This is a genomic window from Streptosporangium sp. NPDC087985 (assembly GCF_044741965.1).
Taxonomy (GTDB): domain Bacteria; phylum Actinomycetota; class Actinomycetes; order Streptosporangiales; family Streptosporangiaceae; genus Streptosporangium.
Window position 1 is genome coordinate 201,262 of record NZ_JBIUTQ010000005.1, and the last position, 26,569, is coordinate 227,830.

15 protein-coding genes are annotated in these 26,569 nt (G+C 62.3%); 5 read left to right on the forward strand and 10 right to left on the reverse strand.

Going from position 1 to position 26,569, the window contains the following annotated elements; all coding sequences use genetic code 11:
• Positions 1 to 18: 18 nt before the first annotated feature.
• From ACIN94_RS14085 to ACIN94_RS14110, 6 genes are all read right to left on the reverse strand, one after another.
• A complete protein-coding gene (locus tag ACIN94_RS14085) occupies positions 19 to 1,635 on the reverse strand; it encodes a PolC-type DNA polymerase III (protein ID WP_400704690.1) in 1,617 nt (538 codons plus the stop codon).
• A 193-nt stretch (positions 1,636 to 1,828) separates the two neighbouring features.
• Positions 1,829 to 2,269, reverse strand: coding sequence for a very short patch repair endonuclease (locus ACIN94_RS14090; protein ID WP_400705088.1), 441 nt, complete (start codon positions 2,267 to 2,269; stop codon positions 1,829 to 1,831).
• Positions 2,270 to 2,286: 17 nt separating this feature from the next.
• A complete protein-coding gene (gene drmB, locus ACIN94_RS14095) occupies positions 2,287 to 4,167 on the reverse strand; it encodes a DrmB family protein (RefSeq protein ID WP_400704693.1) in 1,881 nt (626 codons plus the stop codon).
• 1 nt (position 4,168) lies between these two features.
• Positions 4,169 to 7,366 carry a helicase-related protein gene (locus ACIN94_RS14100; RefSeq protein ID WP_400704696.1) on the reverse strand — a complete coding sequence of 1,066 codons (3,198 nt, stop codon included), beginning with the start codon at positions 7,364 to 7,366 and terminating at the stop codon, positions 4,169 to 4,171.
• Positions 7,359 to 9,251, reverse strand: a complete 1,893-nt coding sequence (locus ACIN94_RS14105) for a UvrD-helicase domain-containing protein (RefSeq protein WP_400704699.1) — start codon at positions 9,249 to 9,251, stop codon at positions 7,359 to 7,361. The genes ACIN94_RS14100 and ACIN94_RS14105 overlap by 8 nt, the downstream gene beginning before the upstream one ends.
• Positions 9,244 to 13,887, reverse strand: coding sequence for a DEAD/DEAH box helicase family protein (locus ACIN94_RS14110; RefSeq protein WP_400704702.1), 4,644 nt, complete (start codon positions 13,885 to 13,887; stop codon positions 9,244 to 9,246). The genes ACIN94_RS14105 and ACIN94_RS14110 overlap by 8 nt, the downstream gene beginning before the upstream one ends.
• A 1,345-nt stretch (positions 13,888 to 15,232) precedes the next feature.
• Here ACIN94_RS14110 and ACIN94_RS14115 point away from each other — a divergent pair.
• Genes ACIN94_RS14115 through ACIN94_RS14125 form a run of 3 tightly spaced genes read left to right on the forward strand, consistent with a single transcriptional unit; the run spans position 15,233 to position 19,148 of the window.
• Positions 15,233 to 17,317: a helix-turn-helix domain-containing protein gene (locus tag ACIN94_RS14115; protein WP_400704705.1), complete on the forward strand. Its 2,085-nt coding sequence runs from the start codon at positions 15,233 to 15,235 to the stop codon at positions 17,315 to 17,317.
• The gene (locus ACIN94_RS14120) at positions 17,314 to 18,294 is read left to right on the forward strand and encodes a hypothetical protein (RefSeq protein WP_400704708.1); all 981 of its coding nucleotides are present in this window, start codon (positions 17,314 to 17,316) and stop codon (positions 18,292 to 18,294) included. Before ACIN94_RS14115 ends, ACIN94_RS14120 begins: the two co-directional genes overlap by 4 nt.
• Positions 18,291 to 19,148, forward strand: a complete 858-nt coding sequence (locus ACIN94_RS14125) for a DUF6339 family protein (protein ID WP_400704711.1) — start codon at positions 18,291 to 18,293, stop codon at positions 19,146 to 19,148. Before ACIN94_RS14120 ends, ACIN94_RS14125 begins: the two co-directional genes overlap by 4 nt.
• An 11-nt stretch (positions 19,149 to 19,159) precedes the next feature.
• Here ACIN94_RS14125 and ACIN94_RS14130 read toward each other — a convergent pair whose 3' ends face one another.
• Positions 19,160 to 20,329, reverse strand: coding sequence for a DNA cytosine methyltransferase (locus tag ACIN94_RS14130; RefSeq protein ID WP_400704714.1), 1,170 nt, complete (start codon positions 20,327 to 20,329; stop codon positions 19,160 to 19,162).
• A 23-nt stretch (positions 20,330 to 20,352) separates the two neighbouring features.
• Complete coding sequence (locus tag ACIN94_RS14135; RefSeq protein ID WP_400704717.1) at positions 20,353 to 21,378, reverse strand: DNA cytosine methyltransferase; 1,026 nt, start codon at positions 21,376 to 21,378, stop codon at positions 20,353 to 20,355.
• A 623-nt stretch (positions 21,379 to 22,001) separates the two neighbouring features.
• Between ACIN94_RS14135 and ACIN94_RS14140 the strand changes: the two genes are divergently transcribed.
• Both ACIN94_RS14140 and ACIN94_RS14145 read left to right on the forward strand, forming a co-directional pair.
• Positions 22,002 to 24,602: a hypothetical protein gene (locus ACIN94_RS14140; RefSeq protein WP_400704720.1), complete on the forward strand. Its 2,601-nt coding sequence runs from the start codon at positions 22,002 to 22,004 to the stop codon at positions 24,600 to 24,602.
• Entirely contained in the window at positions 24,599 to 25,519 is a 921-nt protein-coding gene (locus ACIN94_RS14145) for a phosphotransferase enzyme family protein (RefSeq protein WP_400704723.1), read from the forward strand. Before ACIN94_RS14140 ends, ACIN94_RS14145 begins: the two co-directional genes overlap by 4 nt.
• Here ACIN94_RS14145 and ACIN94_RS14150 read toward each other — a convergent pair whose 3' ends face one another.
• A complete protein-coding gene (locus ACIN94_RS14150; RefSeq protein ID WP_400704726.1) occupies positions 25,520 to 26,275 on the reverse strand; it encodes an FkbM family methyltransferase in 756 nt (251 codons plus the stop codon).
• 77 nt (positions 26,276 to 26,352) lie between these two features.
• Positions 26,353 to 26,565, reverse strand: a complete 213-nt coding sequence (locus tag ACIN94_RS14155; RefSeq protein WP_400704729.1) for a DUF397 domain-containing protein — start codon at positions 26,563 to 26,565, stop codon at positions 26,353 to 26,355.
• Positions 26,566 to 26,569: the final 4 nt, after the last annotated feature.

The following is a 26,569-nucleotide window of genomic DNA, read 5'->3' on the forward strand; positions in this document are numbered from 1 at the left end:
GGCTAGGGGCCACCTCGTTTAGGCGATGATCTGATGTAGGACTTCGGCAAGCACAGCACCAACTCCTCCAACAACAAGCAAGACGCTTGCGCAGCCGCTCTGCTTAGCTGCCGTCCCGCTCGCGCGCTGAGCGCGGGGGGAGGGCTGTGGCTGTACAGACACATGAACGACATGCTCGTTCCTCGGAGTTCTGTCCCACGCGGTGTAGCGATCGACGAACTCCTTCCTGTATTCGGCAGGGCTAAGCTCCCGTCGACGCCAAGCCTCATGCCACTCCGGACGTCCTGCTCGGGCCTGCTGCTCACGTTCGGCTGCCAACTGCTCCGACAGCATCTGTCCCTCGGAGTTGGCGAACAGCCCTCCGTGCTTGGCACTGATCTCAGCCTGCAGAATCTCCAGCGCCTGTTCTGGGGTGACCACCCGGATTCCCTCGGCCAGCGCCTTCACCACACGCGGATCGTCGGCCGCGTCGGCAACGATCACCAAACGAACGGTCTTGGTCACGTTGACCGCGGCCGTGGCTCCGTTGGTGACTGCGAAGTCCATAACCTCGCCGGAGGCATCCCCCACCGGCAGAAGGCGCCACCCCTTGAGAGGTCCGTTCTTCTTCGCCCGGTCGGCTCTGGCGACCTCCTCCAGGTCACTGATCAAGTGAGAGGCTGCGAGTTCCTTCGCCGCGCGCTGAAGTTCCTTGAGTTCAACGGGGGTCACTATCCCGTCTGCCTCGGCTCGGGCGCGTACGGTGGCGAGGAAGTGTTCATGTACCTGACGTGCGGTTGTCTGGGTCAGGCCCGCCCGTGCCGCGAGCACCGCAAGCTGTCCGGCCTCTTCTCCCACGATGCGGCCGTCGGCGAGCGCGTGACCAAGCATGGCCTGGTACTCGGCTACCCCCTGCGTGCGAGGCATGGGTGGCTGCGCCATGAGAGGCAGACGAGCGGTCAGCGTGGCCAGCCAGCCATCGGTGCCCTTTCGTAGTCCTGCGGCGCGAGGGGCGATAAATCCGGTTCGAGGATACGGCGGCAGGAGAACCGGCGGCCCACCGGCCCAGGCGAGACGCTGCGGTGCCTCAGAGATGAACTTCGACAGAGTCAACGCCAGTGTTCGGGCGTCACCGAGCGCGGAGTGTGCGGCGCGGGGCCACTCACCGGTGACCAGGTTGGCAATCTCGTCGAGGCGGTAGCCGTATCGGTCGAGGTGCATCCGAGACATCACCAGCGTGCACAACCCGGGGACCGCAGGAAGGTTGACCCCGAGGCGACCGAACTCGGCTGTGAGGAACTTGTCTTCGAATTCTAGGTTGTGACCGACGACGATCGCCCCGCCGATGTAGGCAAGTATGTCGCCGGCGATCTGCTCGAAGGTCGGGGCGCCTTTGACGTCGGCGTTCGTGATGCCGTGATATTCGTCGTTGGTGATTCGCATCCCGGGATCGACGAGTGTGGAGTATTCGTCGAGGACTACGCCGTCCCCGCGCATCCGAACGATGCCTACCTCGCAGATCCGCGAGCCTCGCGCGGGGTTAAGCCCTGTCGTCTCCAGATCGATCACGGCGTAGGTGAAACCACGAGGGTCGATTCCGTTTGCCCGGGTGAGCTGGCCAAAGGCAAAGATGTCGTTACCTCCCATGAAGATCATGAAATGAAAAGCAGACGATAGCCAAGCTCGCAAACGTAGCAGACCATTCGAGGTCATTTACACGCAATGACATGTTTGCATCTGTCAGATTTCAGACAAGGGCTACTTGATTCAGCCAGACCTGCAGATACCGCTTCCAGGGTGGCCAACTACGTCATTTATCAAACTCCATGTGATTGAAAATCACTTGGTGTCAACAACCAGGATGTTCGCGGCCGGCGGCTACTGCTTCAGCAACGCGTACAGCGCCCTCGACTGGATCCTCGTGCTCCCAAACCCGGACTACCGACCAACCTGCCTCCTCCAGGAGACGGTCGGTCTCCGCGTCACGCTCCTTCGTTCGTCGAACCTTCTCCGCCCAAAAGCTTGCGTTGGTCGCCGCCACGGTGTGATGTTGCGGGCAGCCGTGCCAGAAGCAGCCGTCCATGAAGACCGCGACCTTTGCCTTGGTGAACACGAGGTCTGCGGTCCGACGAACCGCCTTGAGCGGACGGTATGAGACGCGATAGCGCAGCCCGAGCGCGTGCGCAGCGCGACGGAGAGCGAGTTCTGGCTTGGTGTCACGGCCCTTGTTGGCCCGCATACTTGCCCGAACCGCGTCGCTGGACGCCCACGTCTCAGATCTCCCGCTCATGACAACCATCGAAGCACTCAACGTTCGTTTCGGAAAAATCCTTTGGTTCGGCCGTCAGGTGTTCCGATCAGCATGGCCCGATCCAAGAAGCTGTTGTTCGTCTCGCAACTCGTCTCCGGGATCAGCATGCAGGCGTGACAGGCTGCCATGTTGAGGCTGTCCGCGCCGTTCGCCTCCGCCTCCATGCACAGCGGATCGGCCGAACACCACGAGATGCGTTCCAGGGCCGATTCCAGGGTCTTCTTGAAGTAACGCGGTTCACCTTGACCAACCAGTCCGCCAAGACTGCCCGCCGAGTCGCTGGTCGCGGTGTAGACGAGAATCCCCGCCATGTCACCTGACACGTACAACCGCTCCCGCAGGGAAGATGCTGGGTACCCGGCGTCGAGGCTCCACTCGTTGATCAGCGCATGAGCCAGAGTATGAATCAGTACGAATCGCGCGGTGACCTTCGACTTCGGAATCGGTAAGCGGTTGCCAGCCCGACGTTCCAGCACGGCGTCATGGTGCTCTCGAATCTGCTGTGCCCGTTGTGCCTGTTCGGCTGGGTGTTCAGCAGACTCCCATGCCTTGAGTCTGTCCTGGTCCAGATGCAGGAAGACCCCCTCGCCAACCACCTCGACCGCCGGCAGCCATTTGACCTCCCCCACGCTCAGGTCGGCGTATCGATCTTTCTGGTCGCCCTCCATCGGTGCCTCGACTCGGGTGAAGGTCTGCAACACCCGGACCTCCCGAAGCCGTTTGATCAACATCGTCTCCGCGATCCCTGGTGGAACAGGTGCTTGTGGATCGGGAACAGGACGTTCACTCTCAAAATCCTCAGTGCGGGAAGGACGAATGAGCTGTCTGTACTCCTCGACCCGGAGGACGTCAGAGGCCTCAAAACCTGTGATCGTCGACGGGTCCGGCCGCTCGCCTGCCGCATAGGCTTCGTAATCTCGTACGGCCTGCACCACGTCTGCCGGATCGTAACGATCCTTCAGTTCCGTCTTGCCAGCCAGCCGCATGATCGTTTCGTCACTCTCATCACGCAATATCTCGTAGTGCTTGCGGACCTGCTTGTGCAGTTCCTGCGAGAAAGGTGGGATGGACAGGGCGGACCTCACCACAGGGAACCATGCGGCCGAGGAACCGCGCTGAAGCGCTCGGGGGAACAGACCGCACCCCTGTTCGCGAGCATCGCGCCCCAGCCATGGCCGTGCGCCTGCACAGCTGACTCCGATCTCTTTCATGGCCCACCGGCCGAAGGCACCTTCCATGGATACCGGCGGCTTGCCACAGGTGCAGCTGATGATGATGGAACTCAACGACGCCGTCCGCCCGGTGGTCCGCAAGCTCAGCTGATGCCCACCACTGGTGGACGGCTCCGTCGATGCGGTCCTGTTGTGAACCCACGCCCAGTAGGGGAAGTCATCCAGATGACCGTTCTCGCAGGCGACAACGAACCTTGACGGTGTGAGGTCACCTCCGCATGCGGCGCACTCGCTTTTCCCCCGCGGCGAGTTGAAGTGCCGGAAGGGACGAATGTTTTCCTCACAACATGGGCCACACTTGCTCTTGTCCGGAGAGGGGCCATGAGTGCATCCAGGGCAGGCATACATATCCGGGAAACGCCTGATTCGCACGCCATCCCCGGCCGGGGGGTCCGATGCGGGGGGCAGATGGAAACCGTTTACGCCTAACCACTGTTCAAGGCGGAACTCGAACAGGTCCGGCTGATCGGGAACCTTCCAACTGTCCAGTCCACTCACAATGAACGACTGGTCCTCAAAAGCCACCAGCGAACCGACTCCGTATGTGGTAATCAGTTGCGACCGACGAACAGCACCGAGAGGGGTACGTTTCACCTCCCGCTCAGGGCTCTTTTTCTTACGACTGTTACCAGCACGCAGTCCCATGTCACTTCTCCAGGTAGAGATCGGATTCCACGTCGACGTCCCGCAGACTCCACATCGTCTCGATGGCGTCTAACAGATCTTCGTCTGATCCGTAGGAACTGAGTAGCGCGGTATCTCCATGCCGGATCTGACCTGCCCATACCCTTCGGGGAGCCTCATAGAGCAGGCCTGGGTTGTCCTCAGCCAACTGCTGCCAGTGTTCGATGAAGTCGTCGAGTTCCTCAGCGGTGCTGTCGTACTCCTCCTCGGAGATCTTCCTAACCCGCTGCAAAATGTCGTTTTTGAGTTTCAGGACCTCATCCAGGAAGGTTCCGATTTGACTCGCGTCGGCGTTCATCCGTGCCGCAGGCACGCACATGCGTGCCAGCCCAACAAGCACCGCGTGTAAGGCTCGGTCTCGTGCACGAGCCGCAAAGGGGGTCACACTGGTGGACTCGACCTGCCGGTAGAGCGCCGAATGGTAGGTCGTGAAGTTCTCGTAATGGGAACGGTCACGAGATCGCGCCGAATTCAACAGTGCCACCACAAGGCCGGGGTGTTGCCGACCGACCCGGCTGGTCGCCTGAATGTACTCCGCGGTGGTCTGCGGTTGGCCGGTGACGGCCATGAGCCCAAGGCGGTTCACGTCCACACCGACGGAGATCATGTTCGTGGCGAGCACCGCATCAGTCACTCCCTCCTCCGGCCAAGCGATGGAGAGATCTTCAAGGTTTTTCGGGATTTCGCTGGAGTCAACGCGGCTGGTCAGCTCTCCAAGCACCTTGACCATGCGCCCGGCCGTTTCGTCCCTGTTCGCGAGCTGCTTGAGCCGCTCGTCCACATCGGCATGGATCTGCAGCTCGGCGGCGGCCAGCAACCTCAGGCTATTGAAATAACCCACCAAGGTCCAATAGGCGTCTCGGGCTTCGTCACCCTTGATGAACGCGGCATAGTGCAACAACGCTGCGTACGCGCGAATCAACAGGGTCGCCTGGCTGGTGCTGGCGGTGAGCAACCCGATGTACATCCGAGATGCCTTCCGATCCGGCGGTGCCTCAACCGCGAACCATGAGTCGCGGGCGTCTAGTCCAGCCGGTGGGAACTGACTGACATCCCGGTCGAACAACCGCGCACCCTGTTCCTTCGCGCGGCGGATGGTCGCGGTCGAGGCGATCACCTTGGGAAAATCTGACGCGATGTCAATCGCCGTCTCGTAAAGCCCGGCAAGAGTGCCCAGCGGTCCAGAGATCAGATGCAGCTCGTCCTGGATGATGAGCTCTGGCGGAGGAGTCCCCTCTGGCGCGTCATCTCGGTTGAACAACTTGGCGACGTCCGATCGCCAGGTAATCTGGGCAAACTTATCCGCCGTCGCGATGATGAGCGTCGGTCGGGCCTTGTAGATAGCCTGATCCACCACGTGTACGGGAAGCCCATTCCGGAAGTCGCAATCCGCGTTTCGGCACTGAATCGACATTGTTCCGGAGTCGGGATAAGCGTGATAGTCGAAGGCATCCATCACCGTTCCGCACCACGGACAAGACCTCAGCTGCACCGGGTTCATTTCCGATAGCTTTTTGCCGCCGCGTAGCTTTTCAATGCTCTCTTCGGCATCCTTCAGTGTGTTCGGGGTGGCAGCCTTTCCAACCCACATCCCTAGGGAGATCGTCTCCTCGCCCAGGCGAGTTCGATCTTTCTCTCGCATCAATTCCATGGCACACATGAGAGTCGCCGCCCGCTCGAACTGCTGCAAGGTGAGCAACCTCAGCGTGTAACGCATCAGGACGGTTACCCCACCGCCCTGCGCGCCACCGCGGATCCGCCGCAGAAAGACGGTGAAGGCGATGAGCCCAAGGTATGCCTCGGTCTTACCACCACCGGTCGGGAACCACAGCAGGTCTGCGATTCGGCGATCTTTATGTTTGGGGTTGGCGATCCCTTCCAAACAGAGCAGTACGAAACCGATCTGGAAGGGATACCAGCGGCCGATCTCTGGATTGGGCTTCCCTGCCCTGCCTCCTTTGATCCAGGCGGTCCGAGCGCGTTGCCTCGCCATCGCCTGATTCGCAAGCTGGAACGCTCGCAACGCATTAGGATCCCGTTCCAGCAGTTCGATTCCGCGTTCAATACGGGCGCAGACAGCCTTACACGCCTCGATTTGCCGCTGAGCGGTCTCACCAAGGTCGGTCTCTCCCAGCCACTCGGCTTCCTCGGCTCGGGCGTTGATCCAGGAGAGGTACCCGTCTGTCAGACGTCGCAGGCTTTGGAATACCTCGTCGCCATCGGCATTCGCCAGCCACTGCATCCCGAGTTCTTCGATGTCGGGGTTGGAGCTTGTGAGTAGTACCTCGGCCATGGGAGCGACTGCCGTCCAGACGGCCTCGGTGGCGGCGGGCGTGAGAGGTCTCGGCCCACGCGGAGAAGGCGGCTCCCACTCCCAGTCGGCGGCGCATCCATGCCCCGTCGCGAACATGGGTGCGTGCCGGTGGAGTAGCCGGCTCACCAGCACCTCCTCGTCACCACTCCCACTCATCACCTGGCGCTCGACGAACGCTGCTCGCCCCCCCTCAGCGGTCACCTTCAACACCGGCTGAAAGAAACAGTGAGCGTCCTTGATGTCGACTGGACCAACCCTGTTCAGATTGATGAGCGTGGCGGTGACAGCCACGACACCTCGATCGTCGATCTCACGTACGCGCAGTCGAACCTGAAGTCCTTGCACGAGCTCGTACTCGGGGTTGCCCGATTCCGTGACCTTCACCTGGACCGGTTCGATGGCCAGTGGACGCCGCCGCCACCGGATTTTGTCATCCTGAGTGGCTCGACGCTCGGCGCGCTGAGCCTTGACGACGCGACCCTCCTCGTTGATCGCGTCGTAGACGGCGACGCTCACCGCCAAGTTGATCGTCGAACATTGGGTCGTGTCCACAGCGAAGGTGAGCCCCATCGCGGAGGGCATCTGCCGGTTTGCCAAGGCCGCCCCAGCATCGGGTTTTTCATCCACGGCCATCACCGTCGGAGCCAGGTCAAGTTCCTGTTCGGTGGTCTCAGCGGTGGAGCGCTCCTCATCTGCGTCTCGCGGATAGAGCACACCGGCGATGTACGCCGTCGCCGGAGCGTCGATCAGTATTTCCTCGTCGCCTCCAACCGGGCCGAGGATGTCTTTCTGCAGCCGGTCAGCCAGCTCTCGGCGAAATCGGTAGTGCGCTTCCGAGTTAGTCATCCGTAGCCTCCTGGCCCTCATCCTTGGCGTCGTAGCCGAACCAACTCAGTCCCGTCAGACGTGGGACCAACCACACTCCGTGAGCTCCGAGGCCGGCCACCGAACCCGCGGCCTCGCTTCCCGCGACTGTCTCGACGGTGTCCAGGTGGACCCCGGTAATCACCCGGGGATAGTTCCGCGGCACGTAGTCACGGCTCAACCGCAGAAAACCGTGGAGATCACGGTGGAAGGATCGAGAGGTCGTCCCAATCGGACGATCTGCGTGCCGTACGAGATAGGGCGGGCTCTGCCCCTCTTCGAGGGAGACCTCGTACAGCCGCTCCAGGACAAGATCATCCCCGACGGAGATCTCCGTACGCAGGTAGTCCTGGATTTCCACAGGGTTCCCAGAGAGAACGCTCGCCCCTGCGGGCTCATCCCGGTGGACGTCCTCACCGAGAAACTCCAATCCCATCCGCTGCCAACGCTGCCATCCATAACGACCCCAACGAGCGGCACGGCCCTTACGAACAAGACGGGTGTCCGGCGTGTTGAGCCACATCAGCTCATCACGCGGACGGGTCATCGCCACATAGAGCATGCGAGCCTCCTCGTCTGGATCGCTCTCCCGGCCGTCGAGCAACGGTCCGGGATCGACAACGATCACCCGGTCGAACTCCAGCCCTTTGGCACGGTGGAAAGAGGAGACGACGAGCGGCGACGACGGTTGTGCGGTGATCTCATCGGGGAGACGACCTGCGGCAAGCGCCGATCGCAAGTCGACGAGGTCGATCGAGTGACGGTTACCTCGACGGGTAGTTGACCGCAGCAGCAGCCCCCACAGCGCGTCCGGGTCGTCTCCGGGTGAAAGACGAAGATCTGGAATGAGTTCGTCGAAGCGGTCCCTCGTCAGCACCGAACCGATGGAGGAACGGAACAGCGTCGCCACCCACGAGGGGACAGCTCGGTCTTGAGCAGCTCTCTGCAACCGATGAGGGACCTGGCCAGCGTGTAACTGTCCGGAGACCAACAACGCCTGTCCGTTGGTCCGGCTCAGGATCGCGGTGCTCCCAACCGGATCGCGAAGTGCGGCGAGCACGAACTCGTCATCCAGCTCCCCGATGTTCAGGGTTCCGAGCAGAGCGGTTCGCAGCTCGTTGAATGTCTTCGGGCCGAGATGTGGCGCATCCCGCGCCTCGGCGCCGGCCCGGAGAACGGGTCCAATGGGAAGCGCGGTACGCGACTCCTCCGTTCGAGCGCGGAAATTCTCCGTAAGACGTAGCTCTAAAAGATCATCACCAAAGGTGATGCGAAGCCAGTCGAAGAACCGGTTGGTCTCTCCCGCTCGTTCCTCGGGATCCTCAACCTGAAAGCCGTAGATCGCCTGAGCGGGATCGCCAACCACGGTAAATCCGCAGTCATACCGTTCCAACAGCGTCTCAACCAGTTCCCGCCGGCTACCCACGAGGTCCTGCACCTCGTCGATCACCACGTTACGCAGTTCTTCGTACAGGTGATCCGCGCGGCCATCCGCGATCGCGTCAGTGGCTCCAACGATCCGGTCCTCGAAACTCCTGCTTCGCCACTCCTCATCCGCTGCGACCTGTACGAGCACATCGAGTGCCCAGGAATCGAAGGTCTGCGCCCGAACATGTCGGGCGGCCTCGCCGTGGCGAGCCAGCCTGGTCCGCAGTTCCCGTACCGCAGCTCGGGAGAAACTGAGCACCAGGATTTCGCCCGCCCCCAGTTCCTCCTGAGCGACCAGTACGTCCAGTCGCCGAACCAGCGTGTGCGTCTTACCCGATCCCGCTCCCGCGGTGACCAGCAGAAGGGCGTCTGCCGGCTGACGGACCACCGCCTCCTGCTCGGCGGTCAGGAGATGACCGCCCTGGTAGGGCTCACTCACCGTTGCTCCACAGGTGCTCGAACTGAGTGAAGGCCAGGCTCTCGTCGAAGTTCACGATGTTGTCGCGAACGTCAAGGATCAAGCAGCGTTCCTTTCCACCGTTCTTCGGCCCCCGCAAACCACGTCCGATCATCTGTTGGTAGACGTTGGGACTGTACGTCGGTCGCGCGACGACCACGGCGCGCGTTGCCGGGGCATCGAACCCTTGGTGAAGGACTCCGAAGTTGGTAAGCACACGGATGCGGCCGGAACGGAAATCGTCGATCCTACTGCGACGTTCTGAGATCGGCGTGGCCGCGTCGATGGCCGCGGCGGTGATGCCCCGGCCGTTCAGTTTGGCTGCCAGCACCTTGGCGTGGTTTACCGATGTGGCGAATACCAGAATCGGCCAGTCCTTGGGCAGCTTGATGATCTCGTCAATCAGCATGCGGGTCCGCTCCTCGTTCCCCGCGAGTCGCTGCTCCGCCGAAGCGGGAAGGCCGCGGAAGTCCGCAATCCGCAGCTCGTTCGCGTCCAGGCTGATCGTCGCGCCGGCCAGCTCACGATGATCGACACGAGCCAACATCTCGAACTCTTGTAGAGCGGTGTAAGGGTCTCCCGGGAATACCCCGTCGTCCAGGCGTGCTCGGCCGAAGCGGTCAACAAGCCGCTTGGTCTCCTCCTCGTTGTTGCTTCGGTACGGAGTAGCGGTCAGTCCGATGAGCGGGCGTTCCGTTCGGCTGAAGGTGAGCCCCAGCAGGCGCAGAATCTGTGTGTAACGCGGGGACGTCGAGGTGTGTGCTTCGTCGACGATCACGGCTGCGGCCTTCCGCAACCATGCGTACTCCTCACCTTCCAGGCATTGGGCCAACTTGGCATCCGTGGCCACCACCAGGTGGGCGTTGTCCTGCACAGCGGACGCTGAGTTGTGTGACCAGAGTCTGCTGATGGTGAGCTTTTTGTCGGGACCCACCTTCGACCAGACAAACCGCCAGCTTTGCACCGCCTGCTCACAAAGCTCTTCTGTGGGTGCGATCCAGAGAACGGGTCCGGTGAGCCCGCGCTCCTTGATGACCCGGATCACGCCCTCCGCCGCTACGCGCGTCTTGCCGGCCCCGGTTGGGAGGCTGAGCATTGCTCGGCCCGGCGTCGGCCGTGTCAGGAGTTGGAACATGTTGTCGGCCAACTGTTCTTGGTAGGCGTGCAACCTCGGGAAACTGGTCGGCCCGTCAACTTCCTCCTCCGGGGGTCTGCTGACCGTCTTCGCACCCGCGTATGCGTCGGGAAGCCCAAGTTCGCTAATAAACCGCCGGGAGACGATGTCCCCTCGGAAGCTACTGGGTGCCTCCGGAATACGCGCTGCCAAGTCCTTGCTGTGATGACGGAGAATGCCAGCCCCGTGAGCGTTGATCGCCAGCTGAGCGACGCGCTGAGCGTCGATCACACTCCCGGTCTCCGTTTGCTCGCTCTCCAGGAGTCCTTCGGGAAGGCCCCGCTTCAGCCGTTCCTCGCCGACCAGCTCCAGGATCTTCTCCACCGGACTCGCAGCCTTGCGTGCTCGCTGAACGCGCTCGTGATCGCGCTGCTGTTGACGCCGGGCCAGAATCGACGCACATCCGGCCGCTCCCAACCCGAGTTTGAGAATCCGGTCCACCTGAACGAGCGCGGCCAGGTCGTCTTCCGGGTTCAGGATCAGAACGGAACGATCCTGAGCAGCCCCCGGTACGGTCTCGGCCCGCATGCCGTGAGGTGTTCGAGTGATTTCCTCAAGTTCGCTACACCGCACCATCGACCAGCCCATAACCTTTTGCCGGTAATTGAGCTTGAGGTGCGGAAACTCATCCGTCAACAGCGTGGGATCCGACTGGGGAACGTACCTGATCTCCTTCGCGATGACGTCAGCCACTCTGCGCATGCCCCAGATCTCGACCAACAACTCGACAGCCTGAGCGTTGGGCGCCAGCAGAGCGGGGACAAGTTCGCGCTTGAGGTCTTCGTACTCCGATCGGATCGCCGTCACAGCGATCTCCGCATCCGGCTGCGTTGTCCACTTGTCACCGATCCGACAGCGCGTGGGCACTCCTTCGGGCCATTCGATCGCCGCTTCAAGAACTAGCGCATAGACCTGGCCGGGGAACTCGTCGTCCTCACTCCTGGCTGCCTCCCAGGCAAGCCGCTCCCAGATCCGAGACGACACATCACCCAAGACCACCGGCAGATTCAATGCCGCCGTCAGAGAGGTGGATAGACGCGCCACGGGCAGAAGTCCCTGGTAGGAGCTCAACTCCGGCCCCACGGATGCGTGCACGGGCATGATTCCCCGGGAGGTCTTCATCCGTCCGTATTTACGGAGCATCCACACCAACGGAGAGTTGATGGTTATGCGTGTCGACTGGTGTGCTCCGACCTGGATGGTCCAACTCCTGACCACTCCACGATCGGGCAGATTCTGCAGGAAGGCCGCGCGCCCTTCCTCGGAGAGCTTCGTCAACAGGTGAAGAGGACCTGCGGGATTCGCGCCCTCCAGTTTCATCGTGGTCTGGCGTGGTCGAGAGGCATTGGGCGGAAGAGTCCCACAGTAGGTTTTCCACGCAGACTCCGCGTACTCGTCGTACCAGGAGTCTCCTCGCGGATCCTGGTTGATCAGTGGCGTCTCTGTCAGCCCGAGATCTGGAAACACCACGCGGTCATCGGCATGGAAACGCATGTCGACCGCGATCTCCTGATCCCGGCTCCCGTCGCCGGAAACGACCGCTCCCGGAAGCAGGCAGTCATGGATCAGTCGGAAGTGACCGCTCATCGTACGGACATGTAGCGTTCGGGCTGGGTCTGCCACCTTCTCCTTCAGAATGGTGACGGCCCTGGTCGGGTCCACCCGGCGAGCCGACTGCCAGAAGTCGGCCCACTGGGATTCGCCATAACCATGAAACCCCTGGGACACAATGGCCGCGAACCGGCCGGCACCGTCGGCCTCGTGAATCCCCAGCGATCCAAGCGCCTGAAGAGCATGAGTGTCCCGCGTCACCTGCTCCGCCACATAGACCAGGTCATCGTGAAGGGCATCGGTTGTGCTCCGACGGAACACCCGACCTTCGACGGGCGCGACCAACCCGTGCGACTCGGTGAGGACGATCTTGGCCCTGAGTGCCTCCTCAGCGAGTTTCGGCTCATCCCGCTTGATCCCCGCGACGATCCGAATCGCTCGGATGGATGCCTCCGCACTGCCATCCTCGACCAGCGCCTCAAGCCACTCGCGAAGCGACGCGACCGACACGTTCGCTGCAGCAAGAATGTATCCGACCCGTGCCCGGCGATCTCTTTGCTCGACAGAGCGGTGACACCAGTTTTTAGGAGCTCCCCGGTGCTCCGCCCACAGCTGAAGCCATTCCTCCCGCAATCCCTCAGGATGAAGTCTGATCTCCTTAGGGGTGCGAAACTCTCCTCGCTGATCAGGGAGAGACGGCTTGGTTGCCGTTGCGCCCCATACCGCAGCCGTTAGTCGACGATCAGCCCACTGAGATGCCTCTCGACCTCGCGCGGGTAGAAAATCAAGGTAAGAACCGGGGTCATCAGAGGAGGACAGCTCGGGAATGGAGTCGACCACAAGGTCGGCCGCGGCTGTGAGAAGTTCGTCGTTGAACGCATTGTGATCGAAGAGGTTCTGCCGGTCCTCACTCGTTTTCCATGGCGCATTGAGGATGCCCCTCAATGTGGTGTCGTAGTTCGTCGGGAAGTAAGCCCAGAAGGTTCCGCGCTCCGCACGTCTCTGATCAGGGACTGCCCAGGAGATGTCTATCTCAGGACGATCGTGCAGCTCGCCAGCCGCCCCCAGGGCAGTGGAGCTAGGGGCATGTGTCCTGGTGAACACCCGCCACTTTTCGGTGACATCCTTTCCGTTGGCGTTCTCCTCCTGGACCGTGCATTTTTTTCCTGAGAAACTATGGAAAATCTTTCGCTGAACCCGCCGACCGGTACGACGGTCTTCTAAAATTACCGCACCGACGTGAGCGGAGAACAGACCGAACTCCTTCGGGAAGTTCTTGATGTCTTCCCCAAGCCGATTAACGGCTTCAGGCTTGAGCGGCAGGCGGACCACTGTTGACGCCCACTTCATCAGTTCAGCCAGCACCGGATCAACAGCGACCGTCTGCTTGAGGTCGAGCGGTTTGGCTGTACGAAGTACAGGAGTTTCAAGAGCGTCTGGATGAACTACTCTTATCTGCTCGGCAGACCATTCCTTATCAAAGCCAAAACTGCCGCTGACGCTGAAGAACTGAGGTGTGTCCGACACGCTGAGGACAGACTTCACCCCCACACCGAAACGGCCGATCTGTCCACCGCGCTTGCGGGAGACACTCATGCGGAGAATTGTCTCCGCGCCGGCAGGGGTAACCGGGTTGCCCATGTTCGCGCAGTACAGGTGAGTGTCGGTCAGCACGACCTGGATGTCGCCGCCGGGATCATCGCGCAGCTCGTCCGCACCGTTCTGCACCAGTTCGTAGAGTTGACGCTCACCGTAGCCACCCTGAGTAATCCGACGCTCACTATTGGCATGCTCCTGGATAAGGCCAGGGTCGACTCTGTAAGTCTCCAGAACACGACGGGATTGATCGAGTACGACTTGCAGGACGGGGGAATCAGATGCCTCAAAGCTCACGGCTGGATCAGCTCCTGTGCGGACGCGAGGGATAGCTTGACTCAGGGATAGCCGGCATAGTCCCGCCGGCGAGGCTCGATGATGGAATTGACCATCCAGATCGGAGAAAGAGACGGAGGCAGGCAGCATAACGGTTGCCCAGAAAAAAGGCACGTTTCAATACACTGCCTGCCCCCACCTGCAACGCGTGGCTGCGGAAGCTAGCTCCCGCTCACCTATAGAAGATCAGTCGAATCGACGTCGGCCCCACCGGAAACTTGCGTGGACCGTAATGAAAAGCTGCGCCTCGTCATGCTGGTGGAGCTTGGCGCGACGTTGTCCTCGATGCGCCAGTGCGGCGCGAGTGTAACGTACAGATCTCGACGACGCGCAACTCGAACTCGGCCCATTACCCTGACTAAGGATCTTGATGAGATCCTTACGCCACCGACTGATGGCAGACGAACTAAGGCTCTCCTGATAACGGATTTCAGCTCGCCTCTCCGGGGAGGCGAGTACATACTCCAGGACAATCATCGCCTTACAAAAAGGTGTGAACCGACGCCGTCCGGACTGCTTGGCGTGACGCGGCCCCCGATACGCCTGGCCAGCGCGGGTAGGGTGTACGGACCTCGACGATGCGCGACTCGAACTCGGCCCGCGGCCTCGAGTAAGGATCTTGATGAGGTCCTCGCGCCACTGACTAATCGCAGACGAACTAAGGCTCTCCTGATAACGGATTTCAGCTCGCTCCTCCGGGGAGGCGAGTACATACTCCAGGACGATCACCGCCTTACAAAAAGACGTGAACCGTCGCGAAGCCGAAGGACCCGTACAGCTTTCCATACTATGAACCCCTCCGAGGGCATAGTTAATCCACTCTCATGGATAGATAGATACGGCGTGCAAAACCGCGAAAAAGCCCATGCCCCCGCATGAGGCTCCACCTGAGCAACAACCGAGAGGAGCCAGCTCCAAAGGAGTAGACAAATATGCGGTTATCAAACGACGGGCCGGAATCATCGTTCGGCGCGACACCTAGATTCAGGTTATCTCGATCCGGACGGATTCTACAAGCCCCACCAAAGGCGGATTTTTGGAGACTTCATAATGTGAAAGCATTTCACTTATCAGCCCAGACTCGACGAACAGGAGTGCATGGCCGAAATCGATAATTTGGACCACCCGTAATCCCCTCGAGCTCTCGGCAGGCACGTACCCAACGCGAGGAGTATGTCTTGCAGAGAATCCACCGCTGACCCAAAGACGCCGGTCATGCCTCGGAGACAAATTGATTTGACGTACCTTGTCTCGTCAAAGACGGCCTCGTAGGCTGACTAACTCAGCAGTCGAGCCAGGAGGCCAAGTGGTTGAGGACAGATACACCTTCGGGGAGTGGCTGAGCAGGCAGTTGCGGCGACAGAACATGAGCCAAGCCGACCTGGCCATAAGACTCGACGTCACCCGTGCAGCGGTGTCCGCCTGGGTAACGGGACGAGCCGAACCCCGCATGGACAAGATCGAGGCCATCGCCGAAGTGCTCGGTGTCGATCCCGGCGCCGTGATGAACCGGGAAGACTCCCCCAGTTCAGCCGGGAGCCTGGCTTGGTATCACCGTCCCGCCCATGTCGACGGTGGTCGAGAGCTCGGTAACGCCGCCACCTTCGCCTTCGATGCAGACCTTTCGGTTCTCGCACGCGAGGCCACGCAGAACAGCCTCGACGAACAACATGACCCGAACCAACCCGTCCGAGTTCGCTATCTCCTGCATGAGATCTCCGGCGAACGCCGTCGGCGCTTTCTCGACGCACTGCATTGGAACGAGCTAGAGCCTCACTTCGAGGCCGCGGCTGACCCCTCGCAGCGCCAGAAGGTCGGTCGCGTGCTGGCCAACGGTATCCATGAGATGCGGGAGAACGACACGCTGCTACTTCTGCGGGTAGACGACTACAACGCCAACGGCCTCACCGGCCCGGACTACGACGATGGCCGTTTCGCGGCCGTCGTCCGGCGCCTGCTCGACAGCCACAAGGCTGGTACGGCTGGCGGATCCTACGGACTCGGCAAGGCCACGCTCTGGGCATCCAGCCAACTGGGGTTGGTGATGATCAATAGTGCGCTCTCCGAACCACACGAAGGTCGCAGAGAGTCCCGGATGATCGGAAGACTCGATCTCCCCTGGCACCACCTGGACGGCGTCGACTACGCCGGACCCGCCTGGTTTGGTGAGGTAGATCCGCAACGTGATGGAGTCGCGCGGTCCTGGTGGGCCGATCCGAAAACCGTCGAAGACCTCTACCTGACGCGGGAGAGCCCTGACCCCGGCACGTCATTCCTTATTGTCGGTGCCCACGACGCGACCGGGGACGCGACCGATCTCGACGGAATGCACAGCAAGCTCGTTACGCACCTAGCTCGAAACTTCTGGGCCGCCATGATCTCGACCACGGACAGCCAGCCCTTGCTGGAGGCATCAGTCACCTCGATGCGTAACGGTGTCGTCGTCATCGAAGAGGAGCGGGTGGATCCTCACGTCCATGAACCGGCACGTTCGCGTGCCGTACGCGCCTTCCTGGAGGGGACTACCGTCTCCCAGCCCACCCGGACCGACCACGTGGTGCAGAGTTCCGTGGTCCTGGGTGTACCACCGTTGAAGGAGAACGCCCGGAAAGGTGAGAAGCAGTTCGCCGAGCACAACGCGGTGCTCTTGGTGACCCAGACGGACGACAACGACGAGAAGCTCAATCAACTGGTCTGCATGCGAGGAAACCGGATGGTGGTGACGAGGCGAACCGTCGCGGACGTTCCCCTCGGTTCGTTTCCGTTTCAAGCGGTGCTCCTGGCGGGGAAGGCCACCGGTTCAGATCTTCCGGACGCCCTGGCCGCAGAGGAGTTCCTTCGCGCCTCCGAGCCCCCGGAACATGACGCGTGGAAGACGACCGACGACCTCATCGCCACCTACACCCGCGGGGCAGCCAGTCGTCTCGCCGAGTTCCGCAGAGACACGCACGAGGAGATCCGCCGAATCGTGCGTCGACCCGAGGGCGACGACAACGGTCCGGATCCGCTTGACGACCTACTACGGGTTGATCCTCCAGCTCTGCCGCGCAACCCTGGATTTCCCACGGTTAAGCATGTTCAAGGCTCCCTCACTGCGGATGGGGCATGGCAGGTGCGCGTCGAGGTCAGGCTTCCCGTCCGCGTCGATCCCTGGCTCATGACGCCCATACTCAGATTTGTGACCAGATCAGGCCCACATCCCAGCGCGGACTGGCAGAAACTAACCGCTGAGCTCAACTGCGAGGTGACCTCGGCAGGAAATCTGGCATTCAAGACGGGTGCTCGATCCGCAGTGTTTCACGGTGTCAGTGACGTAACGAGTCACCCGGTGGCCGCTCAGATGTCCGCCGTGGAGATCAGCCTGACCAGGGCAAAGGAGAACGCGACGTGACAAGGCTGATCCCCTACCCAACGCTTGCGGGCGAGGTGTCCTTGGAGATCCGGGAGGCCCATCTGGACAGCGTGCCGCTGTCACTGACACTGATCTCCACCGGAGAACGTGTCATCGCGCTGCATCAGGTCGAAAGGGAGAACTGGGAACACGCCCGGCTTTCCCTTCGAATGCGAGTGCCTCTGCAGGAGCTCACCTCAGGTCCATGGTCGGAGGTGAGTTGCGTAGCCGTGCTCAACGAGAAGAAGACCAACACCCGGGTGGTCACACCGCTTCGACACGAGGTCGACGGAGTCTGGGGGGGGAATATCGAGCTCCATCACGACGATCATCTCAACACCGCGATGCTGACCGGTCATGTGGTGGCTACCGTTGACGGCATCCCCGGCAGGGTGATCGGTTCCACGATCCCGTCTTGGACAGTGGACTTGCAGAGTCGTGTTCCCACCACGCAGAAGAGTATTAAACAGAGGTGGGTCGACTTCTCCGACGAGGACAACCCTCATCTGAACGCTTACAAGTCCGATCCCTGGGCCGTGGATGCTGTCGGCGATGAGCCCGTCGTTTATCTCAACTCAAGCTTTGAAGGCCTAGGCCTGCTCCTCGGCAAAACCTCGGGAGTCGATCCGCAGTTACGGGATCTGATGCGCGCCCAGCTGGCCGTGGAAATGTGGATAACTCTCTTCAACGCGGCGGCTTATGCCGTCCGGCTCGAAAGCGGCCAGCCGGAGTGGCCTGGAGGGTGGTACGACTCGGTGCTTCGACGCATGCTGCCAGACATATATCCGGATCGCTCCCCTGACGACGGCCTGTTTGAGCTCATGGAAATCCGCCGACGAGGGGATGGGGGCGGGGATCTTCAGATGCGTGTGTTGCATGCGGCTTCGAAACAATCCAAGTTCCCTCGATCCCTCGGAAGCATGTTCCGAACAATTCACCGCACTACGGCCGCTGCCGGCGAGGAGGGGAACCGGTGACTTTCCCCCAACGCATCGCCCTTCTTCCAGACTCGGAGACCCTCAGGTTCCTGACCAGTGGCGTCCTCGACGGGAAGGAGCAGCTCCCCCAGGCCCTCATGAGCAAGGCATGCCAGCCTTTGGACGACTCTCCCCGATGGGAGACGAGGCTCCTTCGAGATTTCATCGATGAGGCAATGCGGCGGTTCGGTGATGGTCCGTCCACCGCTGCGGACGCCTGGCTGGCTCCTCGCCTACACGCCATCCTACGGATCACCCGCAGAGAGGCTGCCGACGCCGGCCTCTGGAACTTCCTGAGTATGAGACTGGCACCGGATTACGTCTTCTGGCGACACATCGGACGTGCGAAAAAAAGCGGCGATCCCCAGACAGTCAATTCGCACCGGTTCTGCGGCCCATTCCACACTCAGGCGTTCGCTCGATTGTGGTGGGCAGCTGAGCTTTTCCGCGACGGCGACGACTACAGTCCGGTAGAACTGGCCTGCGGAAATCAGGACGTGTTCAACACGGTCCTACGGATGGAGATCATCCATCATCGACCGACCGCGCAAGCACTGATCCAGCTCATGGGACAGGGGACTATCAAGGGCGGACGCGAGGTGAACGCAGCGGCCGCCGCCGTGAACGCCACCGCGAGCACGCTGCTCTTCGAGGTCCTGGCCCCGGACGACCAGTTGGACAGCGAGGCTCGCCGAGCCTGGATGGACGACGGGGAGACCGCAGTGATCTCATACGATCGGCTACCGGACGGCCCCGACGACGGCACGATATCTGGGCAGGCGGTGAACGCACTGCTGCCACTCTTCGAAAAGCTCTTCTCCGAAGCACCCGTGCGAGGCCGTACAAATCATTAGTTAAGCAGGCGTCACCACTCGCGAGAGTGCCGGTAAACCTGCCCGGCGATGGCCTTCGCCAGCCCAACTGGTACGGCGTTGCCGATCTGTCGGGCGATCTGTGTCTTACTTCCACACCAGAGGAAATCATCGGGGAAGCCCTGAATCAACGCAGCCTCATAGTGCGTGAGTGGACGGTCGGCGAAGGGGTGAAGATAACGCCCCTTTTCCGGCTTGAAGAACTCAGTGCGAATAGTGACCGATGGCTTGTCCCACACCAGCCTACCCATGACGTCACCCGAACCAGTGCGGTGCTTTATCCAACTGGCGGTGGAAAGATGGACGGGCAGATCATGACGATTTCCTCCCGGCGGAATAGCCTGGTATCGTTTCAATGACCTTCCGGTTGGCTTGCGTCCAATATGAAGTTCACGAGAACGGAATGTTCCAGGCAGCCGGTGATCCTTGAGTTGAACGCAGTCACGTTCGGGGAGCTCTGTCGTGGCAGTTGCCTCTGAGGTCCTCTTGAAGACGGTCCCCACCGCGACCCACTCCGGGAGGTCGTCGACTCCTGTGATGAAATCGACCCCCTTCTGCCTCTTTCTGTGTGTGGGCTCCGGATGACGCAAAGGAGGAAGGTCCCGATGAGAGGCCATCACGATAGCTCGGCGCCGGCTTTGTGGAACTCCATAATCGGCGGAGTTGAGAGTCATGGACTCCAGGCGATATTCACGCAACTCACCATCAGGTTTTTCGGTAGCAGCGTAAAGCGCTTCATATTCTGTGGACCGAAAAAATCGGTCCACATTTTCAATGATGAAGACCTTGGGATTGACCGCTTTGACGACGCGCATGTACTGACGCCATAACTTATTCCGAGGATCACCAGCGTCCTCTTTCCCCAGGCCGGAGAATCCTTGACAAGGGGGGCCACCCAGAATCACATCGACGTTGTGCCCAACGTTCCTCGGATCCCAGTCCTCGATGTCACCCGGGAAGACATGATCCGCTCCACCTGACCACTCTCCAAAGTTAGCGGCGTAGGTAGAGGCTGCCGCAAGATCGAACTCTACTGCCGCAACAGACCGATACGGGGAGGATGCCTCCGCACCGGTACGAAAGGAGCGAAACCCCTCGGTGAAGCCACCACAGCCCGCGAAGAGGTCAATCACATTGATGGGACTGGTGTTGCGGGCGGTCATGAGTGGCAAGACTACCGTTGCTCCTATTCGATCTTCACACCACTGACGGGAACCGATATGGGATCGTTCAGGACTGCCGCGATCTGCCTGCCGACAGCTTCGGCCAGAGGTGGGGGAAACGCCTGGGCGACCTGCCGATAGCGCGCGGTCTTACCGCCCGCGAAGTGCCACTCCTCCGGGAAGCCTTGGAGTATGGCGACCTGCGGAATCGTCAGTTTGGGGAGGCCATCCCTGCCGTGCTTGCCAAGGCCGAACTCCATGACGAAGTCCGGGCCAGGGACATCGTTTCCCAGGCTGTGACCGTTGACTCCTAACCTGGCCCACGCTGCCTTCGTCCGCGTAGGACCCAAATCTCCCCCACCGTGTGTGGAAGATCCACCAACGATGGCCGGCGCCACCTGATCCGCGACCTGGCTCCACTCTGCAACACCTGCCCATCCGCGGCTTCCCATCGACTCCCGAAGCGCGACGGCAACGGTCAACGCTGGGCCTTGCGTCTCGGGCCAGTGAAATCGCCCGAGGTCATCAGGTTTCATGGCTACCAGGACGCTGCTGCGGCGAGCCTGCGGTACGCCGAAGTCTTGAGCGTCGAGAACCCGCCAATCGATGGCGTAACCGAGGTGTTCGAGCTCTTCGATGACAAACTTCCGATTCGCCTCGAACTTCGCATCGGTAAGCAAGGTTGGGACGTTCTCAATCATGACGGCCCGAGGACGGACCTCGGTGGCCAGCCAGACCGCAACCGAAAGCATGTCTCGCGTGTCCTTGGAACCTTGCTGATGCCCAGCCACGGAGTACGGTGTGCGCGGCACACCGCCGGAGAGCAGATCCACGTCATAGACCTGCGAGTGCTCGCCTGCCACGAAATCGCGAAGGTCCATCTGCCTTACATCCCAGGCCGGTCGGTTCCGTTTCAGCGTCGCACAGGCATGTTTGTCGTTCTCCACGAGCATGACCGGCATGAAACCAGCCATCTCCAGGCCGAGGGCCTGCCCTCCTGCCCCCGCGCATATCTCCAAGCTTGTGAGCCAACGGTCAGCCTGCACCATGACGCGCCCTTCTGCCCTTGGATGAGTGAACGGTAAAGCATGAGTACCACTCTGGGCCACCAAAATTGTTGGTGACGGGTTGGCCGGAATACCAGGCGTGGACGGACCGCCTACGCGCCAACTGGTCATCGACCTTTGATCGCGCTCGCCGGGTCACGGCACCACCCGGCCCGCACTCCGAACGACGCCACCGATCTACCCCGCCGCGTGTCGCGCTCTTCCGACACGGTGGCGTTTTTACGATCATGAAATTACGCAGCTGAGATCACATTATTGACCCTGCTCAGAGCGTTTGCGTCGGGATGGACCTGGTCATCGGAAGATCAGCATTCTTGCCCTCGTCTCAGGACAAATGTCCGGGGAGTAAGGCCCGTCCATGCCTCACATCCGGTGTCCGAGTCCGACCCGGTCGCCCACCGGATCACCGTCCGCCACACAGAGCTCCGACAGATACGTCCGCTGCCCCAGCCGACAGCGGAGACGCCAGGAGATCCCGCCTGACACATACGCCAACCAGATTCCCGGTCCGTCTTTACTTCCCCGACCCCTGGTGATCCTCTGTCTGGGTGGACCTTGACCAGTTCTTTACACTCGGACCTGAGGTGCCATTCAAGGCGAATCGGGTGTTCACCGATCGCGAGGGGTACATCCGCGCCTTCCACGAACGCCTCGTCGGCCACCTGGCCCTGAAGTGGCCCGTCGCGGAGGTGATGGACTTCCAGCGGCCCGTCCGCAACGTCATGGCGCTTAGTGGAGAAGGCGGGATCGGGAAGTCCACGCTGATCCGCCATCTCGCGGGGCTCGCCCAGGACGGCAAGCTCGACGGCCTGCCGAAGGACTGTTCAGTCGCCGTGATCGATTTCGCCGACCTGTCGAGCCAGAGCTTCGAAACGGTGCTGCTGCGGGTACGCGCCGCACTGGGACGTCTGGGCAGGTCGTGGCCCGCGTTCGACATCGCACTCTCGGCGTACTGGGAGCGCAAGCACCCCGGTGAGTCTCTGGTCCGCTTTCTGGACAGGTCCTCGTCGATCGGCGCGGTCGCCGACTCGTTGCGCCTGTCGGAGCAGGTCGCCTCCAGTATCGACGGCCTGTTCGCGGGCCTGGGTGTCGTCACTGCCGCCTACCGGGTTCTCGATCTGGTCGGCACCTCCGCACGGCAGTCGGCCGCTCTGAAGCGACTCCGGCGCGACCTCCCGGCGTTCGGCCCGATCCTGCAGGAGACGGACCCGGACAAGATGCTCGGCTACCTGCCGATCCTGCTGAGCGCGGATCTGGAACGGATACGCCAGAAGAGACAGGTGCTGGCGCTCTGCGTGTTGGACACGTTCGAGAACGTGCAGACCCTGCCGCCCGAGCGAGGTGGTCTGGAAGACCTGGTCGCCCGGATGGCGTACCTCCTTCCGAACGTGTTCTTCACCGTCGGGAGCAGAAGGCCACTGCGATGGCACGAACCGGTGCGCAGCGTCGGGTTGACCTATGGCGGGGCACAGCGATGGCCGGGACTGGCCGGTACCGACGGGAAGTCCGACCAGTTCCCGATCGACGGCCTCGAACCGCCGGAGGCCGACCTCTTCTTGCGGAAGCGCCTGACCGTCGACGATGAGCCGGCCATCGGAGCCGAACTGCGGGAGCGGATCGTCGCCGGTTCGGGGGGATCCCCGCTGTATCTGGAGCTGTCGACGGGCCTGTTCGAGCAGCACCTGGTCCGGGGAGAAGCTCCGCAACCGGAGATGTTCGGCGAGCCGTTCCCCGAGCTGGTCCTCCGGATGATGCGCGACCTGTCAGCAGAAGACAGGGACCTGCTGCGAGCTGCCGCGCTGCTGGAAGCCTTCGACGACCAGCTTCTGGCAGCCGTCCTGCCCGAGGCCCGTGGCAGGCGGATCGAGGACTTCATCGCACGGAGGTTCGTGCGCCACGATCCGACCGTGTGGCCCCCCTGCCGTCTGCACGAGAACCTCCGTCGTGGCGTCACCGGCTGCGACGCGCACACCTCGGACGGATGGACCACCCGAGAGCGGCGGACCCGGGTGTCACGGGCTCTCACCCACCTGACGGATTTCACCCTGTCGATCTGGAACGACGACCCGCCGACCGGACTGACCCCCGCCGATCACAGCCGCCGTACCGTCGCCGCCTTTCTCCTCGCCCTGTACGGCGCGGCCGAGCACGGCGTCCTGTCCCCCGGTCTGGGACAGATGGCCTACACCCTGCGCTACCTGGGGCACTGGCAGGTGCTGGCCTCGCTGCCACAGCTGGTGGGCAGTGCGCCTCCGGAGCTGGCTGAACTCACCGCGGTCGCCAGGTTGACCGCCCAGGCAGGACAGGACGCCACGCGACGTTACACGGCGATGAAAGCCACAGTCGGAGACGTGGACGCCGGCCCCTATGCCGACTACTTCCACTTCGAGCTCGGCAACCTCGCCCAGTTCACCGGTGCTCTGCCCGACTCCGACCGCCACTTCGAGGCGGTCACCGACCCTCTCGCGCCGATCGGCGTCGCCTCCCGGTTCGACCTGGCAGGCAACGCCTTCCGACGCAGCCGCTACACCGACGTCGTGCAGCGGATCGAAGGCAGGTCTGCTGCGACACGACTGGAGAGGATCGGCACCGGCGACCTACTGGGCCACGTGTATCTCCACAACGCCCGATTCCAGGAGGCCGCGGAGCTGTTCACGGAGGTTCTGTCCCAGGCGCGACAGGCGGAGGTGCCGCTCTGGGCCGCGCGGGCCGCACGCCATCTGGCTCTCTCCTGCATGTGGTTCGATCCCGACCGGACTCTGCGGGCAATCCCGGAGGCCCGCGAGCTCAATCAGTCACTCGGGGAGGTGGTGGGGTTGGCCCAGTGCGACATGGCCGCGTCCATGGCCCACGCCATGCGGGGAGACTGGGGCAACGCCGTACACCTGCTCGGCGAGGCCCGCCGGACCTTCGAAGCCGTCGGCGCCTCCGCCGAACTCATCCCCATCGACGTGGTCGAGATCCTCCAGCTCATCGCGCAGGGCCGCGACGAGCAAGCCCGGGAACTGACGGTACGCCTCGCCGAGGCGGCGGATGTCGCGGAGCCTTTCCTGCCCGTGTGGGCGGCGGTCACAGCACTCTGGATCGGCCGACCGGAGCTGCACGACTTCGCGGGCATAGGGTGGTTGGATCTTCCTGATATGACACGGGAGCGGTGGTTTCGGCCACTCGATCGGCTGCGAGCGGGAGGCGGGACGCAGGTATGAGCGCGGCACGGAGTTCGCCTTCGACCTGTGGCCGGCTGGACGTCGATGACAGGCGGGGCTACATCCCCACCGGCCACGTTCCGGATACCGAGATCGCGGAGACGCTTGCCACGGCGCTCAAGAGCGCGGCGTTCGACGGTCTCGCCGGCTCTCACTCTTCTGAGGCGACGGTGGTCTACGGTCACCGGACAGCCGTCAAGGTGCAGCACCGCCTGCACGAGCGCTTCGAGACCGCCCTCCGGATGGAGTCGAGGCGTGAACACGCGGGGCTCAGAGTTCCCGCCCTGCTGGACTCGGGCACGGTGGAGACCGCGTCCGGGCCTCGATGGTGGCTGGTGCTGGAAAAGATCGACGGTTCACCGGGCGAGCACCCCACCCCCTCGCAGCAACGCCAGGTGGGCGAACAGATCCGCCGTTGGCACGATGCCGGGGATCAGGGAGGACTCCGCCTGGACGATCCCGGCGCACTCGGAGTGATGCTCGGCTCCGCCCGCAAGCTCACCCCGCACACCTATCCGGCCATCTCCCGGATTCTCGACCAGGTGTGCGCGGGTCAGCCGATGACGGCCATCCACGGGGACGTCGCCGTGGGCCACAACGCCCTGTTCGAGGGCGATGAGCTGCGGGCTCTTCTCGATCCCGGTGCGATTGAGGTCGGACCGCCCATGCTCGATCTCGCCTGGTGCCTGGCCGTCGACCTGCCGCGCGGCGCTCATCCGCGCTGGCTGCTGGAGGGGTACGGCATCGGCGCGGTCGACCAGGACGCTCTGGACGCCCTTCTGTCACTCATGGTCCTGCGCAGGCTGATCGACGTCCGGGCCGAGGGGCCGGCAGAGGACGCCCGCTGGCTCACGGACTGGCTGGCAGCGAACGCTCCCGCCCTCCTGCCGCTGGCCGTACCGGCCGACCGGGGTTGATCAGAGTTCGAGTCCCGCACGCCACGCACACGCCCAAGGGATCCAGCGGTCCCACACATTCGCGGGCACCGACAGCCGGTTGATCAGCTCGGGCTCATCGTCCCGCGCGTAGAAGCGGTTCAGCCCGTCGAACAGTGCGAGCGCGTAACCGGCCGCCAGCAGCTCCGGCTCCCATTCCTGGTGGCTCGGCTCGGGTGTCCCCGGCACGGTCGCCTCGACCACCACCACCCGGGGACGCCAGAAGGCGAGGTCCGCCGATGCCAGCACCGCCGCCTCCCGGCCCTCCACGTCCACCTTCAGCAGGTCGAATCCCGGTGATGCGTGCGCGACCAGGATCGACTCCAGGGTCACCACGGTGACGTCCAGTTCCTCCACCCCGGCACCGCGACGGTCATGCGCTTCGGCGATCGCCGGTTCGAGGGTGCTCAACCCGAGCATGTCCGGAGGCTGCCCCTGGGGAAGGATGCGGTAGAAGGTCGCCGTCCCCGGCCTGACATCCACGGCGACTCGGATGTTCACATCCCCCGGCCGCCGGCGCCGCAACTGGTCGAAGCGCTCGGGCAGCGGCTCGATGTTTACCCCGCGCCATCCCAGCCGGTCGACCAGGTTCTTCGTCAGCGAACCGCGGACCGGCTCCCCTGCTCCGACGTCCACGAAGAATCCGTCCCGTCGATCGGCAAACGCCCGCATCAACACCACGTCCTCGGCGTTCTGCCCGTAGGCAACCAGCCGGGGATGTTCTTCGTTCTGGCCCATCACCCGATATAAATCCCTGGACGGCCCGCCGTACAGCTCCCGCGTTCTGTTCGAACAGGGGTTTCCCGAGCCGCTGGTCAGCGCACTAGGTCGTCGAAGGCTCCGTTTTTGACGCCGCCGATGAACGCCTGCCATTCACAACTGGTGAAACGCAACATCGGCCCGTTCGGATCCTTGCTGTCCCGTACGGCACGGCCTCCGCCGGGAAGGCCTGCCGCCTCCACACAGTTGTCCTGCTGAGCGCTCTGGCTGCTCTTACGCCAAACCAGCGCCGGAGGGATTCGTTCCACGGTT